This is a genomic window from Tsuneonella aeria (assembly GCF_009827495.1).
GTDB lineage: Bacteria > Pseudomonadota > Alphaproteobacteria > Sphingomonadales > Sphingomonadaceae > Tsuneonella > Tsuneonella aeria.
In genome coordinates this window covers 1,058,262-1,072,531 of record NZ_WTZA01000001.1, presented here as the reverse complement: position 1 = coordinate 1,072,531, position 14,270 = coordinate 1,058,262, and the positions used below count along the sequence as shown (strand labels likewise).

The 14,270-nt window shown below is 67.4% G+C and carries 14 protein-coding genes; 3 read left to right on the top strand and 11 right to left on the bottom strand.

Annotation, left to right across the window (positions count from 1 at the left end; translation table 11 throughout):
- Positions 1-21: 21 nt before the first annotated feature.
- Genes thiL through hisG form a run of 4 tightly spaced genes read right to left on the bottom strand, consistent with a single transcriptional unit; the run spans position 22 to position 3,310 of the window.
- On the bottom strand, positions 22-897 hold the full coding sequence (gene thiL / locus GRI40_RS05265) for a thiamine-phosphate kinase (RefSeq protein ID WP_160610369.1): 876 nt from the start codon (positions 895-897) through the stop codon (positions 22-24).
- A 39-nt stretch (positions 898-936) separates the two neighbouring features.
- Positions 937-1,386, bottom strand: coding sequence for a transcription antitermination factor NusB (gene nusB, locus GRI40_RS05260; protein WP_160610368.1), 450 nt, complete (start codon positions 1,384-1,386; stop codon positions 937-939).
- On the bottom strand, positions 1,383-2,672 hold the full coding sequence (gene hisD / locus GRI40_RS05255; RefSeq protein WP_337190499.1) for a histidinol dehydrogenase: 1,290 nt from the start codon (positions 2,670-2,672) through the stop codon (positions 1,383-1,385). The genes nusB and hisD overlap by 4 nt, the downstream gene beginning before the upstream one ends.
- On the bottom strand, positions 2,669-3,310 hold the full coding sequence (hisG, locus tag GRI40_RS05250) for an ATP phosphoribosyltransferase (RefSeq protein ID WP_160610367.1): 642 nt from the start codon (positions 3,308-3,310) through the stop codon (positions 2,669-2,671). Before hisG ends, hisD begins: the two co-directional genes overlap by 4 nt.
- Positions 3,311-3,387: 77 nt before the next feature.
- Here hisG and GRI40_RS05245 point away from each other — a divergent pair, with 77 nt between their 5' ends.
- Together GRI40_RS05245 and GRI40_RS05240 are read left to right on the top strand one after the other, a co-directional pair.
- Complete coding sequence (locus GRI40_RS05245; RefSeq protein ID WP_237488999.1) at positions 3,388-4,446, top strand: DUF2332 domain-containing protein; 1,059 nt, start codon at positions 3,388-3,390, stop codon at positions 4,444-4,446.
- Positions 4,447-4,656: 210 nt separating this feature from the next.
- Positions 4,657-6,546, top strand: a complete 1,890-nt coding sequence (locus GRI40_RS05240; protein ID WP_160610365.1) for an acetyl/propionyl/methylcrotonyl-CoA carboxylase subunit alpha — start codon at positions 4,657-4,659, stop codon at positions 6,544-6,546.
- A gap of 39 nt (positions 6,547-6,585) precedes the next feature.
- Here GRI40_RS05240 and GRI40_RS05235 read toward each other — a convergent pair whose 3' ends face one another.
- The gene (locus GRI40_RS05235; RefSeq protein WP_160610364.1) at positions 6,586-7,836 is read right to left on the bottom strand and encodes a multidrug effflux MFS transporter; all 1,251 of its coding nucleotides are present in this window, start codon (positions 7,834-7,836) and stop codon (positions 6,586-6,588) included.
- Between the two features lie 105 nt (positions 7,837-7,941).
- Between GRI40_RS05235 and dinB the strand changes: the two genes are divergently transcribed.
- Entirely contained in the window at positions 7,942-9,060 is a 1,119-nt protein-coding gene (dinB, locus tag GRI40_RS05230; RefSeq protein WP_337190498.1) for a DNA polymerase IV, read from the top strand.
- Here dinB and GRI40_RS05225 read toward each other — a convergent pair.
- The 6 genes from GRI40_RS05225 to GRI40_RS05200 all read right to left on the bottom strand — a co-directional run bounded on the left by GRI40_RS05225 (position 9,057) and on the right by GRI40_RS05200 (position 14,262).
- Entirely contained in the window at positions 9,057-9,527 is a 471-nt protein-coding gene (locus tag GRI40_RS05225; RefSeq protein WP_160610362.1) for an NUDIX domain-containing protein, read from the bottom strand. The genes dinB and GRI40_RS05225 overlap by 4 nt on opposite strands.
- Positions 9,515-10,135 (bottom strand): 6-phosphogluconolactonase, encoded by a 621-nt coding sequence (locus GRI40_RS05220; RefSeq protein WP_160610361.1) that lies wholly within the window; start codon positions 10,133-10,135, stop codon positions 9,515-9,517. The genes GRI40_RS05225 and GRI40_RS05220 overlap by 13 nt, the downstream gene beginning before the upstream one ends.
- Positions 10,136-10,172: 37 nt before the next feature.
- A complete protein-coding gene (locus GRI40_RS05215; protein ID WP_160610360.1) occupies positions 10,173-10,730 on the bottom strand; it encodes a hypothetical protein in 558 nt (185 codons plus the stop codon).
- A 9-nt stretch (positions 10,731-10,739) separates the two neighbouring features.
- Complete coding sequence (locus tag GRI40_RS05210) at positions 10,740-12,053, bottom strand: alkaline phosphatase PhoX (RefSeq protein ID WP_202390138.1); 1,314 nt, start codon at positions 12,051-12,053, stop codon at positions 10,740-10,742.
- An 806-nt stretch (positions 12,054-12,859) separates the two neighbouring features.
- Entirely contained in the window at positions 12,860-12,979 is a 120-nt protein-coding gene (locus GRI40_RS14195; protein ID WP_474104389.1) for a GIY-YIG nuclease family protein, read from the bottom strand.
- Between the two features lie 242 nt (positions 12,980-13,221).
- Positions 13,222-14,262: a phytoene/squalene synthase family protein gene (locus GRI40_RS05200; protein ID WP_160611430.1), complete on the bottom strand. Its 1,041-nt coding sequence runs from the start codon at positions 14,260-14,262 to the stop codon at positions 13,222-13,224.
- Positions 14,263-14,270 lie beyond the last annotated feature (8 nt).

Genomic DNA, 14,270 nt, shown 5'->3' with positions numbered 1-14,270 from the left:
GGCGCAGATTTTCTCCGCAATTTACGCGCCGTGCGCATACCCCAGGCGATCGCCGTCCGGCGGCGGGACACCGTCGATCAGCAGGGGCGCGCCGCCATGGGGGCGCACGGTGCCGATGCGGTGCGCGGCGAGGGGCGGTGTCAACCGTTGAGGCAGGGTGAAGAGCAGCTGGTAATCGTCACCCCAGCGCAGCGCGTCGGCGCGACGGTCCTCGGGCGCGGCCAGGGGTACGTCCGCCCCGGCAATGTCGATCGTCACTCCGCTGGCAGCAGCCATCCGGCTCGCATCGAGCAGGACACCGTCCGAGACATCCATGATCGCGCTGACGAACGGCGCCAGCGCGCGACCTTCGGCCAGCAGCGGGCGAGGGCGGCGATAGGCCGTGCTGTTTCCGCCCGTGCCATCGCGCAACGCCTCGAACCCCATCATCGCAGCGCCGACCGGTCCGGTGATCCACACTTCGTCGCCGGCCCGCGCACCGCTGCGGGCCGGAACCGGCCGATGCGTGGCCCGGCCGATGGCGGTGAGGCCAATCGCGCGCGGCGCCCCTCCCGCGACCGTGTCCCCACCGAGCAGCGGAACGCCAAACGCATGGAATACCTCGCGGAGGCCGTCCACGAATCGCGCATCGCCATCGCCCAGCATGTGTCCGAGCAGCACACCCAAAGGTTCGGCGCCCTTGGCGGCGAGGTCGGACAGGTTTACCGCAACGAGCTTCCACGCGACGTCCGCCATGTCCTGACCGGCCAGCCAGTGCACCCCTTCGACCATCGTGTCGTGAGTAAGCACCAGGGCCTCGGCGCCGAGTTCGAGCACCGCACAATCGTCGGCAAGGCCACGCGCCGCAGGATGGGTCGCCAGCCCGCGCAACGCCTCGATGAGCGCGAACTCGTTCACTTCACCAGTCGTTGGCCAGGCGGCGTGTCCGAGGCGCGCTCAGCGCACACTTTTCGCCACCGCGTCGAGGACACCGTTGACGAACTTGGCTTCGCGGTCGTCGAAGAAGGCCTTGGCCACGTCCACCCATTCGCTGATCGCGGCGGCGACGGGCACGTCCTGACGGGCGATCAGCTCGTAGCTCCCTGCGCGCAGGATCTGCAGCATCGTCTTGTCGAGCCGGGCCAGCGTCCAGTTCTTTGCCAGGCGAGCGGTCAGCAGGTCGTCGATCTCGTCCGAACGCGCCAGGGTACCGCGGACCAGGTCGTCGAAGAAATCCACTTCCGCGTCGACGAATTCCGTCCCGTCGATCTCGGCGCCGAGGCGGTGCTGGTGAAATTCGTCTATCAGGCGCGCGGTGGGGGTACCTTCCATGCGTTGCTGGTAAAGAGCCTGCACGGCGGCGAGGCGAGCGGCCGAGCGCGCCTGGCTGCGAGGGGAAGCTGTCATTTCAGGCGTACCTCGATCGAGTGAGCGTGAGCGGGCAGGCCTTCGGCATGGGCGAGCGCCGCGGCCGCGGGCCCGATCCGCGCGAAGGATGCGTCGTCGAGCGCGATGAAGCTGGTCCGCTTCATGAAGTCGAGCACCGAAAGCCCGCTGGCAAAACGTGCGCGGCGACCGGTGGGCAGGACATGGTTGGGCCCCGCGACATAATCGCCCACCGCTTCGGGCGCCAGGCGGCCCGCGAACACGCTGCCGGCGTGGCGGATGCCGTCCAGGAACGGTTCGGGATCGTCCACGGCGAGCTCCACGTGTTCCGCAGCGAGCGCGTTGGCGAGGCCGATCGCCTCCTCCAGTTTCTCGACCACGATCATCACCCCGTGATCGTCCCAGCTGCGCCGGGCGACCTTGCCGGTGGACAGCATGGCGCACTGCACGTCCACACGATCTTCCACCTGATCGGCAAAGGCCTCGCTGTCAGTGATGAGGATGGCCTGCGCGTCCGGATCGTGTTCCGCCTGGCTCAGGAGATCGGCAGCGATCCAGTCGGGGTCGTTCATGCCATCGGCGATCACCAGGATTTCGCTCGGCCCGGCGACCATGTCGATGCCGACGACGCCGAACAGCTGGCGTTTTGCCTCGGCCACCCAGGCGTTGCCGGGACCGGTGATGACGTCGACCTTGCGAATGCGGCCTGTGCCGTGGGCCAGCGCGGCGATCGCCTGTGCGCCGCCGATGCGCCAGATTTCGTCCACGCCGGCAAGATGCGCTGCCGCGAGCACAAGAGGGTTGACCTTGCCCTTGGGGGTGGGGGTGACGACGACCAGACGCTCAACGCCCGCAACCCGGGCGGGGATCGCGTTCATCAGCAGCGACGAGGGATAGGCCGCCCGCCCACCCGGAACGTACAGCCCTGCGGCGTCCACCGCCCGCCACCGGGCGCCGAGGCGCACGCCGGCGTCGTCGATTTCGTCGCTATCGGCGGGGCGCTGCTTCAGATGAAAAGCACGGATGCGGTCCGCTGCCAGCGACAGCGCGTCACGCAACGCCGTGTCCAGTCCGTCGAACGCGGCGCGGCAGTCCTCTGGCGAAATGCGCCAGTCGGCATCGTCGGTGAGTTGGTGATCGTCGAACCGCTGCGTGTATTCGGCAAGGGCCTCGTCGCCCCGTGCCTTCACCCGCGCAATGATGGCCGAGACGTCGGAAGCGACATCCGTATCGCTTTCCCGCCGGTCATCGACGATGCGGCGGAACCGGACATCGAAGTCGGGATCGGTCGTCCGCAGCAGCCTCACGCGACAAGTTCCCGGAACCGCTCCACCAGCGCGGCCACGCGTGCATCGGTCTTGAGTGCGGCGCGGTTGACGATCAGGCGGGCGGTCACGTCCATGATCCGTGCGGTTTCGGCCAGCCCGTTGTCCTTCAGCGTCTGGCCACTCGACACCAGGTCCACGATCCGGCTGGCGAGACCGAGTTCAGGGGCGATTTCCATTGCCCCATTGAGTTTCACGCATTCGGCCTGCACGCCGTGCGCTTCGAAATAGCGGCGGGTGGTGTTCGGGTACTTCGTGGCGACGCGAATGTGGCTTGCTACGCGTGGCAAAGCCGCTCCCGGGACCGGTTCGGCCACGGACAGACGGCAGTGGCCGATCTGTAGGTCAACCGGGGCATAGAGGTCCGAATAATCGAATTCCTCGATAACGTCAGACCCAACGATGCCGGCCTGCGCCGCGCCATGGGCGACGAACGTGGCGACATCGAACGCGCGCACGCGGATGACGCGGTATCCGGGATCCTCGCACGCGAATGCCAGTCGACGGTCGCGCTTGTCGTGGAAGCCCGCTTCGGGCACGACACCGGCACGCGCCATCAGGGGGAGCGCCTCGTCCAGGATGCGCCCCTTCGGCACGGCGAATGTCATGGGGCTGGTCATCGCGGGCGCATTAGGGTTCGCCGGGCGAAAGGGCAACGCATATGGCCGACGGCAAATCACGGGACGCTATCGTTGACATGGACACCCGGGGGGAGGGCGCGGTCGCGCAGGCTTTCGCCAACCAGGTCGCCTATTGCGCCAAGGCACGGGCGCCCATCACCGCGCGCGTCGTCCAGGCGCTGGGCACGTTGGTGGAAGGCGGCGTTCCCGGCGCATTCCTTGATCGCATTCGCCGATGGGAGGGCGCGCCGCTCGCCGACGCGCTGCCGCTACGCGCCGCGGGCGGCATTCATGCCTTGCGGCTGGCGGATACTGAACGCGCGCTGGGCGCGATCTATCGGGGCGAACCGGCGGACGACATCGACCTGATCGGCGGTGCGATCGCCAACCACGAAGCGGCGCTGCTCCCCTGGCTGGACGGCCCGCCGCAGACGAACGAGGCGGGCCGCTCGGCAAGTTTCATGGCGGCCATGCTGTGGCTGGCAGACCGCGGACTGCCGGCGCGATACGAGTGCCTGGAGATCGGATCGTCGGCGGGGATCAACCTGATGATGGACCGCTATACCTACAATCTCGGCGGCGTGCACGCTGGCGCCGCCGATCCTGTAATGGCGTTCGCACCCGAGTGGCATGGTGCGCCTCCGCCGGACCGCCCGGTCAGCTTCGCGGCCCTCAAGGGCTGCGATGTCGCACCGGTGGACCTGACGGATCCCGATCAGGCGCTCAGGCTCCGGGCGTATATCTGGCCCGAACACACGGTGCGGTTCCAACGGATGGACGCCGCGATTGCCGCTGCCAAGGATCGTGCGCCTGACCTGGCCCAGATGAACGCCGCGCAATTCGTCGAGGCGGAGCTGGCCAAGCCGCAGGATTCCCGGACCACGCGGGTTCTGATGCACTCGATCGTCTGGCAATACGTGCCCAAGGACCAGCAGGCGCGAGTGACTGCGGCGATGGAGGCGGCGGGCGAGCGGGCGACCGCAGAACGTCCGCTGGCGTGGATCGCGCTCGAGGCGGATCGCACGGTGCATCGCCACGCGTTGAAGGTTCGCTACTGGCCGGGGGGCGAAGCGGCGCGTCAACTCGCCTGGTCGCACCCGCACGGTGCCGACATCGAATGGCTTTCGAACGGTTAGGTATCATGAGCCGGAATGCATTCGATCAAAAGGTCGCGGTGGGCCCGCGATTTCTGAACTGCTAGGCAAGACGACCCAACGGACCGGCGCCTGCGGCGGCTCGCGATGACGGAGTTCGGTGTTCAACGCCAGGGCAAGGCGCACCGCCGCGCAGCACTCCCCTTCACAGGGCTTCTCGCAATGGCGCGGAGGATGGGCTAGCGGGCGTGCATGATCACCAAGCTCCTGATCGCCAATCGCGGCGAAATCGCCTGCCGCATAATCCGCACCGCGCGCGGGATGGGGATTGCCACGGTCGCGGTCTATTCCGATGCCGACGCGCGGGCGCTCCACGTGCGTAGGGCCGACGAAGCGGTGCACATCGGCCCATCGCCCGCGGCCGAAAGCTACCTCCTCGGCGACCGGATCATCGCCGCGGCCAGGGAAAAGGGGGCGGATGCGATCCATCCCGGCTATGGCTTCCTGAGCGAGAACGCGGACTTCGCACGCAAGGTGATCGCGGCGGGCCTGATCTGGGTCGGCCCGAAGCCCGAAAGCATCGAGGCGATGGGCCTCAAGGATGCGGCGAAGGAGCGGATGATCGCCGCCGGCGTGCCCGTCACGCCCGGATACCTGGGTGACGACCAGTCGGACGCGCGGCTGAAGGCCGAGGCGGACGCGATCGGCTACCCCGTGCTCATCAAGGCCGTTGCGGGTGGCGGCGGCAAGGGGATGCGCAAGGTCGACGATGCGGCCGATTTCGACGCCATGCTGCAAAGCTGCCGGCGCGAGGCGACGGCGAGCTTCGGCAACGACCAGGTGCTGCTGGAGAAGTGGATCACCTCGCCCCGCCATATCGAGGTGCAGGTGTTCGGCGATGCCCACGGCAACGTCGTCCATCTGTTCGAACGCGACTGCTCATTGCAGCGCCGCCACCAGAAGGTGATCGAGGAAGCCCCCGCCCCCGGCATGGACGCCGCCACGCGCGAAGCGATCTGCGCCGCCGCCGTCCGTGCCGCGAAGGCGGTGGATTACGAAGGCGCGGGCACGATCGAATTCATTGCCGACGCCAGCGAAGGCCTCCGCGCCGACCGCATCTTCTTCATGGAAATGAACACGCGCCTGCAGGTGGAGCACCCGGTGACCGAGGAGATCACCCGCGTGGACCTCGTCGAATGGCAGCTGCGCGTCGCGAGCGGAGAGCCGTTGCCCCGCAGGCAGGACGAGCTCGCCATCAACGGCCACGCGATCGAGGCGCGGCTCTATGCGGAGGATCCGGCGAAGGGCTTCCTGCCGAGCATCGGACCGCTGGATCACTTCGTCCTTGCCGGCGACCGCGTGGATACCGGGGTCGAGGAAGGGGACGAAATCTCGCCGTTCTACGATCCGATGGTCGCCAAGCTGATCGCCTGGGGCGACGACCGCGAAGAGGCGATCGATGCCCTGTCGGAAGCCTGCCGGTCGGTGGAGATCGAACCGGTCAGGACGAACGCATGGTTCCTTGTGCGGCTGCTCGAAGAGCCATCGTTCCGGAACGGCGATCTCAGCACGGGCTTCATCGGCGACAATCAGGACCGGCTGATCGCGCCGCCGACCCCGTCGGCGGACCTGCTGCAGGCGGCGGCGGACGAACTGGTTACTGCGCCCTTGGCCGGCCCGCACCGGTCCATGCTCCAGACCCTGCGCGGTTTCCGCCTGAACCGCGAACCGGATTACGCGGTCAGGCTACGCATCGACGGCGAACCCGTCACGGTGGAACTGGATGATGCAGATGTATGGCGTGGCTATGCCCGCACGATCGTTACCGACGGCGGAACGCAGACTTTCTTCGAAGACGGCGCGGCCTTCCGGGTGGCGGGCGACCGCCACTATGCGGGCGGCCACCATTCCGCCCACGATGGCGAGATCATCGCGCCCATGCCGGGCAAGGTGATCGCGGTCGATGTCGCGCAAGGGGACGCCGTCACCGCCGGGCAGCGGCTCATGGTGCTCGAAGCGATGAAGATGGAGCACGCGCTCACCGCGCCGTTTGACGGCACCGTGGCTGAACTTTCGGTCGGCGCGGGCGACCAGGTTCAAGTGGAGACGCGTCTCGCGGTTGTGGAAGCGGCAACTCAATAACAAAACGCGCGAAAGAGAATTCTCTTTGCAGGGGCGGCGTCAGGTCGCCGAGCCCCGCGGGTGGAGGCGGCGGAACAGCTTGCCGTTCTCGCTGTAGAGCACCAGCACCAGGCTCACGACCCCCGCGATCAGCAGCGCCCAAGCGAGCGGGCGCGCCGTCCCGTCGAATGCCTGGCCGATGATCGCGCCCAGCACCGCCGACGTGACCATGCGTAAAAACGACTGCGCCGAGGATGCCGAACCCGCGATATGCTGGAACGGCTGCATCGAGATCGACCCGAAGTTCGCGCCCACGAAACCCAGCAGCGCCATGTTCGTCGCCATCAGCGGAAGGAACTGCCACAGCTTCTCGTCCCCGCTGCTCGCCGCCAGGACCTGCAACACCGACACCGCGATGAACGCCAGCAGCGCCGTATGCGACACCCGCCGCGCGCCGAAGCGTTCGACGATGCGCGAATTGAAGAAGTTGCTGACAGCCATGCCCGCGGCCGCGCCCCCGAAGATGAACGGGAAATAGGGGCCCATGCCGAACGTGTCGGTGACGAGTTGCTGCGCGGAATTGAGGAACCCGAACAAGGCCCCGAACACCAGCGACGACCCGACCACGTACCCGATCACGTCGCGCCGGGCGAATGCTTCGCGCATGTTCCGGAACACGGGCACCAGCGCGATTCGCTGTCGGTCCTCCGCGTGGAGACTCTCGGGCAGGCCGCGCCAGGTCCACAGCCCGATGGCTGCGGCGAGCCCGGCCATCATCACGAATATCCACCGCCAGCCGGCGAACAGCAGCACTGTCTGACCCAGGAACGGCGCGAGCACGGGCACGACCATGAACACCATCATGATGGTGGACATCATCCGCGCCATGCGATCGCCCCCCACCCGGTCGCGGATGATCGCCGCCGGTAGCACCGAAAGACCGGCGGTGAGAAACGCCTGGATCATCCGAACGGCGATCAGCAAATCGAACCGGGTCACGAACGCGCAGGCGATCGACAGCACGGCATAGATGAGGATGGAACCCAGCAGCACGGGCCGCCGTCCGAAGCGATCCGCCAGCACGCCCGGCGCGAGCGCCCCGAGCCCCGAGCCGAGGAGATAGGCCCCGACGACATATTGCCGCTGGTTCCCCGCCGCCCCCAGATCGTCGCCGATCATGCCCAGCGCCGGCAGCATCGCGTCGATTCCCAGCGCCTGGAGGCTCATCAACGCGGCCATCATGAACACGAGCCTTCGCTCGCTCATCGCGGCGAAGCTGCGTTCTTCGGCTGGGTTTACGGGGCCATGCATGGCAGGGCTATTGAACCTCGCGCCCGCGCATTGCCAGTTCCGAATTGCCACCGATGCAATGCAACCGCTTTTCCGCGCCGCAGCGAGCCTTTATCGGAAGGCGCCGTGAGCGAGGACCATGACACCGAAGGCGATGACGAGACGCAGGGCCTGCGCAAGATCGTCCACGTGGACATGGACGCCTTCTTCGCCAGCGTGGAGCAGCGCGACAATCCCGAGCTGCGCGGCAAGCCGGTGGCTGTGGGCGGCAGTTCGGGCCGGGGCGTCGTGGCCGCCGCCAGCTACGAAGCGCGCGTGTTCGGGGTCAGGAGCGCGATGCCATCGATCACCGCGCGGCGGCTGTGCCCCGATCTCATCTTCTGCAAGGGCCGGTTCGACGTGTACCGCGAGGTATCAGAGCAGATCCGCGCGATCTTCCACGACTACACCCCTTTCGTGGAGCCGCTGAGCCTGGACGAGGCCTACCTCGACGTCACCGACGATCTCAAAGGCATCGGCAGCGCGACCCGCATCGCCCAGGAAATCCGCCGGCGCATTCGCGAGACGACCCGTCTCACGGCCAGCGCCGGGGTCAGCTACAACAAGTTTCTGGCAAAGCTCGCCAGTGACCAGAACAAGCCCGACGGCCTGTGCGTGATCCGCCCGGGCGAGGGCGCGGCATTCGCCCGGGCCATGCCGATCCGTCGGTTCCACGGCGTCGGGCCCAGGGGCGCGGAGAAGATGACGCGGCTGGGAATCGAAACCGGCGCCGATCTCGCTGCGAAAGACTTGCCCTGGCTTCGCGCCCATTTCGGCAGCCGCGCCGACTATCTCTATCGCGCAGCGCGGGGAGTCGACCTTCGCCCGGTGCGCGCCAACCGCATCCGCAAGTCCGTGGGCGGTGAACGGACGTTTGGCGAGGATATCTCCAGCGGCGCGGTGCTGCGCGAAACGCTGGAAAACATCATCGAGATCGTGTGGGACCGGATCGAGCGCAACCAGGCGAGCGGCCGAACGGTCACCCTGAAGATGAAGTACACCGACTTCCAGATCACCACCCGGGCCCGGTCATTGCCACGCTCCGTCGGCTCGAAGGCGGCATTCGCAGAAGCCGCGCGGTCCCTGCTCGATGAATCGCTGCCCCTGCCACTGCCGATCCGGCTCATGGGCCTGACCTTGTCGAACCTTGACCGCGCGGACGAGCCGGGGGGTGCGCCCGATACGGCGCAGCTGCGCCTGCTCTAGCGAAGCTTGCCGCGCCAGGCCTCGATCCGGTTGCGGGCGAGCACGGCGAGCGGTTCCGGCAGCGAATGCGTCGGGAAAAACCGCGCCTCCACGACCTCGCGCCGGTCAGGCCGCGGACAATCCTGAGTCCTGCCGGCAACCAGCCATGCCGTGTGCGGCGATCCCGACAGCGTCTCCTGCAACTTGTCGAGCATGCGCACCCCTTCGAGCCGGCAGCCGACTTCCTCACCGATCTCGCGCCGCGCGGCATCTTCGGGCGCTTCGCCCCGCCTCATGCCCCCTCCGGGCAGGGTCCAGCTGCCCGAACCGTAGCTGTGGCGCACCAGCAAGAGCCGGCCCTGCAGATCGGTCACGAATACCGACACGCCCGCGAGCGGCCGCCGCCGCATCCGGCGCCAGCGATGCCGCACCCGGTGCGCCACCCGCAGGGCAAGCCGGTGCACCGGCGGGGGGATCAGACGAAGCATGTGACGGGCTGGCTGGCAGCGCGCAGCAGGCGTGCGACCGGCACGTCGCTCTCCCCCGCCGCGGCACGGTCGAACGTCGCGCGCTTGGCCTCGCCGCGGATGACGAAGACCAGTTCCGCGCTGGACAGCAAGGAGGGCAGGGTCAGGGTGATGCGCTCAAACGGCGCCTCGGGCGGGAGGGGATCGGGCATGATCCGGCGCACCGGCGCCGTATCGTCGATGCGCGGATTGCTGCATGGAAACAGCGAGGCGACGTGGCCGTCCTCTCCCATACCCAGCCATGCGAGAGCGAACGCGGGAACCTGCTCCATGACGGTGAGCGTCACGACCTCGGCACCCGCCGGGCCCAGCAGCGCGCGAATGCGGCCGGTGTTGGACGCGGGATGATCTTCCGGAACAACGCGGTCGTCGCCAGGCCAGACTGTCACCCGCTGCCAATCGATCCCCGTCGCGGCAAGTCGCTCGATGATCGGGAAAGGGGTGGACCCGCCGGGGACAGTGATCGCAACCCGACCGGGCGTGCCCGACAACGCGGTGCGCACGCGACCCGCCAGCCATTGGGCGATATCGGCGTCGGAGGCGCCTTCGATGATCGTCAGGTTGTCCACGCGCCCGCGATAGCAACAAAGCGTGGCCGGCGCGACCTCAGCCGATCAGGCCGCGCGCTTCAAGGCCCGCGACGATTCCCACGATCGCGAGGATCGTCGCGAGGGCGATGCGGAGCGCCCTGAGCGGCCAGCGGCGCAACTCCTCGCCCATCGCGACCGTGAGCGCCATGGCCGCGGCTCCGCCCAGCGCCCCGCCCGCGCCGGCCAGCCAGGCCGAGCCGCCGGCGGCGAACGCGAACACCAGGAACCGGGCCGCGTCGCCGACTTGGCGGACCACGAGGACCACGCACGTCGCGAACAGCGAACGGGTCGGTTCGTCCGGCAGGCGCGGTTGCCGGTGCCAGGCAAGTTCGACGGCGGCGAGCAGCAGTGCCAGCGCGACGAGCATGTCGGCCGCCGCTTCCGGCAAGGACAACGCCAGCGCCAGCCCGGCGATTGCCATGGCGAAGGCGGAGAGCAGTGACGCCAGCACACCGACGGCCAGCAACCCGCCGTTCCGCCCCAGGCGATCTGCAAGCCGCGCGACAAGGAGTTGATCCTTCCCGCCCAGGGAGACGGCAAGGACACTCACGAACGCGAGGAGGAACGACGCCAAGGGTTCAGGTCAGACCCAGGGCCCCGTGATGGCGAACGTCTTTGCCGGGCTGTAGGCGTTGACGAACAGCGTGCGGCCGTCGGGGCTGAAGCACGCGCCGGCAAGTTCCGTCTGGACGCGCAGCCGACCAAGCGCGTATGGAACGCCCGCGGGCGTGATCCCGCGCAGGTAATTGTCCACCGCATCGCTGTACTGGTCTTCACACACCACCAGGTCGCCCCATGGTGCGACCGTCAGGTTGTCGCCGTAATTGAACTGATCGGGGCTGGTCGATTCAAAGAACAGTTGCAGGCGGTCCGCGCCGTCCGCCAGCGAGAGGCGGTAGACTTGGCCAAGCTTCGCGCTGCCACCGTCAGTGCAGCAGAAATACAGCTCCCCATCGCCCATGTGGATGCCTTCGCCCCGGGCGAACAGCGCCGCGCCGCGTTCGGCGCCTGCCTTGCGCAAGTCGTCGTCCGGCGATTCCACGTTGGTGAGATCGATCCAGCGCACCGGGTGCCAGCTCTGCGGGGCGACCGTGACCCCGTCCCAATTGCGCGTGTCGCGCACCCCGTTCGTCAAGGCCAGTGCCTGGAGCCGTCCACCGTCCGCAAGGCGCCCCGGCACGTTGGGAATGAAACGATAGAGCAGCGAATCTGCGCGATCCTCGGTCAGGTACACCATGCCCGTGCGCGGATCGACGCAGGCCGCCTCGTGATTGAAGCGTCCCATCGCCTTCAAGGGCACGGGGTCGACGAGACCGGTGGCGCGGGCCGGCACTTCGAACACCCAGCCATGATCCTGATTGATCCGGCCGTCGGCCTTCACGACCGCTTCCTCGCACGTCAGCCAGCTTCCCCACGGCGTCACGCCGCCTGCGCAGTTTCGGATGGTGCCGGCAAGCGAGCGGAACTGCCTCTCCACCGCCAGCGTGCGCGCATCGACGACGATGGTGGTCGTACCGCCGGGCAGCGGGACCAGGCTGCGCGCGACATAATCATATGCCTTGCCGGTCACCCCGCCGCCGTCATGGCGGCCTGGAATGCATTCGTGGTTGCGCACCAGCGCCAGCTTTCCGCCGCCGATGTCGAAGCAGCCCATCCCATCGGCGGCATCAGGAACGGTGAACCCGTCACTCATCGTGTCGCCCAGCTTCGACAGGACGCGGTACGTGAAGCCCTGCGGCAGGTCGATAAAGCCCGCCGGATCGGGCACCAGCGCGCCATAACCCACGCGCCCGCCGCGCCCGGCCATCATCGCCGTGGAACACCCGCTGGCGGCGAGCGCCGCCATGGCGCTGGCAGTCGCGCCCAGCAAGCTGCGGCGGTTCATCTGGATAGTCATGTCAGCGATATCTCCCGGCGGGTGGGCCCCGCGTTCAGATTGCGTGGTGGCGCGGCGATGACAGCCGCAGATTACAAAGGTGCGGCAATGTTGCCGGGCGAGCGCGGGCCTCTTGCGCGTTGCGGCGTATCGGCATTGTCACGTCGCAACAGAGGCGATGGAGCGGATAACAGGAAGCCCCCGGCCGAGAGGCGCGGAAATCCCCCATCCTGAGCCGTGCGCAAGTGGACCCCCAATCTGACCCCCCCACATGCCGCGGATCCTTGTGGACAATCTGGCGGCGATGAAATGAAGACGGGGCCGTAGCCCCGCCCTTATTTGGTGCAGTCAAACTGCTTGTTAACAGCTGGCCCGCGATTTCTGAACTTGCGCAGTCTCGGTCATGCCGGGACAAAAGTCAATTGTCACACGAGCCCGTCGCTGCGAGAATGCACAAGAGGGGGATGTCTGTGAAAAGACTTTTCTTGGACATCGGCACCACCAGCATCGCTGGTTCCGAGCTTGCGAGCTACAACGATGCCTTCGTGGCCGTCGTGCCGAGGAGCACAACGGCCACTTGATGCTCAGAAATGCGGTCCAAGTGCAACTTGCTACGGTTGGCGCGCTGTGGCGCACATAGGCGTGACATCGTTGCGCTGCAAAAAAATTTCAACCGTAGTATCCTTTGCCTTGCGGTCCGCTTTGCGGTTCGACTTGTGGCCTAGCAGTTCAGAAATCGCGGGCCGACCGCAACGGGGGTAGGTGGCCTCGCGGGCCCGCAACAGGACGGCGCGGGGGGCAATCCATGGGCCGCCATCGCGGCCAGATCAGGCAGCGATCTCGAAGAACAGGTCGCGCCAATGCGGGTTCTGCTCTTCAAGCAGAGCGATCTTCCTGGACCGTGAGCCGGCCTTGAGCTGTTTCTCGCAGAGGATCGCGTGTCCCATGGTCGCGTGGAGTTCGAACCGTACAAGGCGCCTGCAGCCCTACCGTTTCGCGAAACCGGAAATCCCTCCTTCGCGGTGTTCCTATGCCCGCCTTAGCAGGTTGGAGGTGACGCCAACGTAAAGGGTGCCGCCCTTGTGGTTCGCGACGATATAGGCGGCGGGTTGGAAATCGCGGCGCACGGGCATGGATTGCTTTGTCGCTGCGCTCCTCGCAATGACGAAGTTTGGAAAAACCAGAAATTCTAGTCCGGCAACGGTTCCATCGGCGGCGGCGGGATGGGTCCGGACATGCGCACGTCGATGAGGATCGTGCCGCGGTGCCATGGCGGCGGCTCTGCGGGCTGCTCGGGCTTGTTCCTCACCGCCTCGACGAACGCGGCGGCGACATGGCGGAGCTTTCCGGCGCGGCCGATGACGACCCGCCGGTCCCAGGCATGCGGCCCCAGCTCGCGCACCCGGCGGCCGATCGCACCGTAGATGCGCGCCGCCGCCAGCACCGCCCAGCGGCTGCGGAAGGGGAGCCGCGCCGCGCCCATCCTGGCCCAGGCTTCGTGCCGTTCCATCCGCTCTATCAGCCGCGCGGCGATATCGGCGAGCTCCTGCCGATGGTGGGGATGCATCACCATGCCCGGCTCGATATCCTCCTCCACCATCCATTCGAGCGGGAGGTAACGGCGATCGGCCTTATCGTCTTCGGACACGTCGCGAACGATGTTGGCGAGCTGGAACGCAAAGCCCAGGTCGCAGGCGCGGTCCAGCATCCAGGAATCGTCGCGCGATACGCCCATGACCACGGCCATCATCACGCCCACCGCGCCCGCGACGTGATAGCAGTACCGGGCCAGGTCCGCCTCGCTGCGAGGGCGCCAGCCCATCGCGTCGAGTTCGAACCCCATGATGACATCCTCGGCCATCTCGCGCGTCAGGCCGCATTCGCGCGCCACTAGGCCGAATGCGTCGAACGCCGGGTCGGCGGTGGGCAGCCCTTCCATGGCGCGTTCGGTGAGCAGGCGGATGGCTGTGATGCGTCGTTCGGCCCCTTCCTGTTCGCCCAGGTCGCCGCCATGATCCTGGTTGTCGGCCAGGTCGTCGCAGCGGCGGCACCAGGCATAGAGCAGCCAGACCTTGTCCCGCGTATCGGAATCGAACAGGCGGCTGGCCAGTGCGAAGCTCCGCGAACCGCGAATGATCGAATCCTCGGCATGGTCGATCAGGTCCTCGCGCTCGCGGCCTCCGCCCGGCTGGGTGGGGGTAGTGCGCAAGATTCGCGACGGGGCGAGCATGCGCGGGA

What these genes read in the sequence shown, in the direction of transcription:
- GRI40_RS05225 (WP_160610362.1), bottom strand. Translation starts at nt 9,527, where the DNA reads ATGCTTCGTCTGATCCCCCCGCCGGTGCACCGGCTTGCCCTGCGGGTG.
- GRI40_RS05240 (WP_160610365.1), top strand. Translation starts at nt 4,657, where the DNA reads ATGATCACCAAGCTCCTGATCGCCAATCGCGGCGAAATCGCCTGCCGC.
- GRI40_RS05245 (WP_237488999.1), top strand. Translation starts at nt 3,388, where the DNA reads ATGGACACCCGGGGGGAGGGCGCGGTCGCGCAGGCTTTCGCCAACCAG.
- nusB (WP_160610368.1), bottom strand. Translation starts at nt 1,386, where the DNA reads ATGACAGCTTCCCCTCGCAGCCAGGCGCGCTCGGCCGCTCGCCTCGCC.
- GRI40_RS05200 (WP_160611430.1), bottom strand. Translation starts at nt 14,262, where the DNA reads ATGCTCGCCCCGTCGCGAATCTTGCGCACTACCCCCACCCAGCCGGGC.
- GRI40_RS05235 (WP_160610364.1), bottom strand. Translation starts at nt 7,836, where the DNA reads ATGCATGGCCCCGTAAACCCAGCCGAAGAACGCAGCTTCGCCGCGATG.
- hisG (WP_160610367.1), bottom strand. Translation starts at nt 3,310, where the DNA reads ATGACCAGCCCCATGACATTCGCCGTGCCGAAGGGGCGCATCCTGGAC.
- GRI40_RS05210 (WP_202390138.1), bottom strand. Translation starts at nt 12,053, where the DNA reads ATGACTATCCAGATGAACCGCCGCAGCTTGCTGGGCGCGACTGCCAGC.
- GRI40_RS14195 (WP_474104389.1), bottom strand. Translation starts at nt 12,979, where the DNA reads ATGGGACACGCGATCCTCTGCGAGAAACAGCTCAAGGCCGGCTCACGG.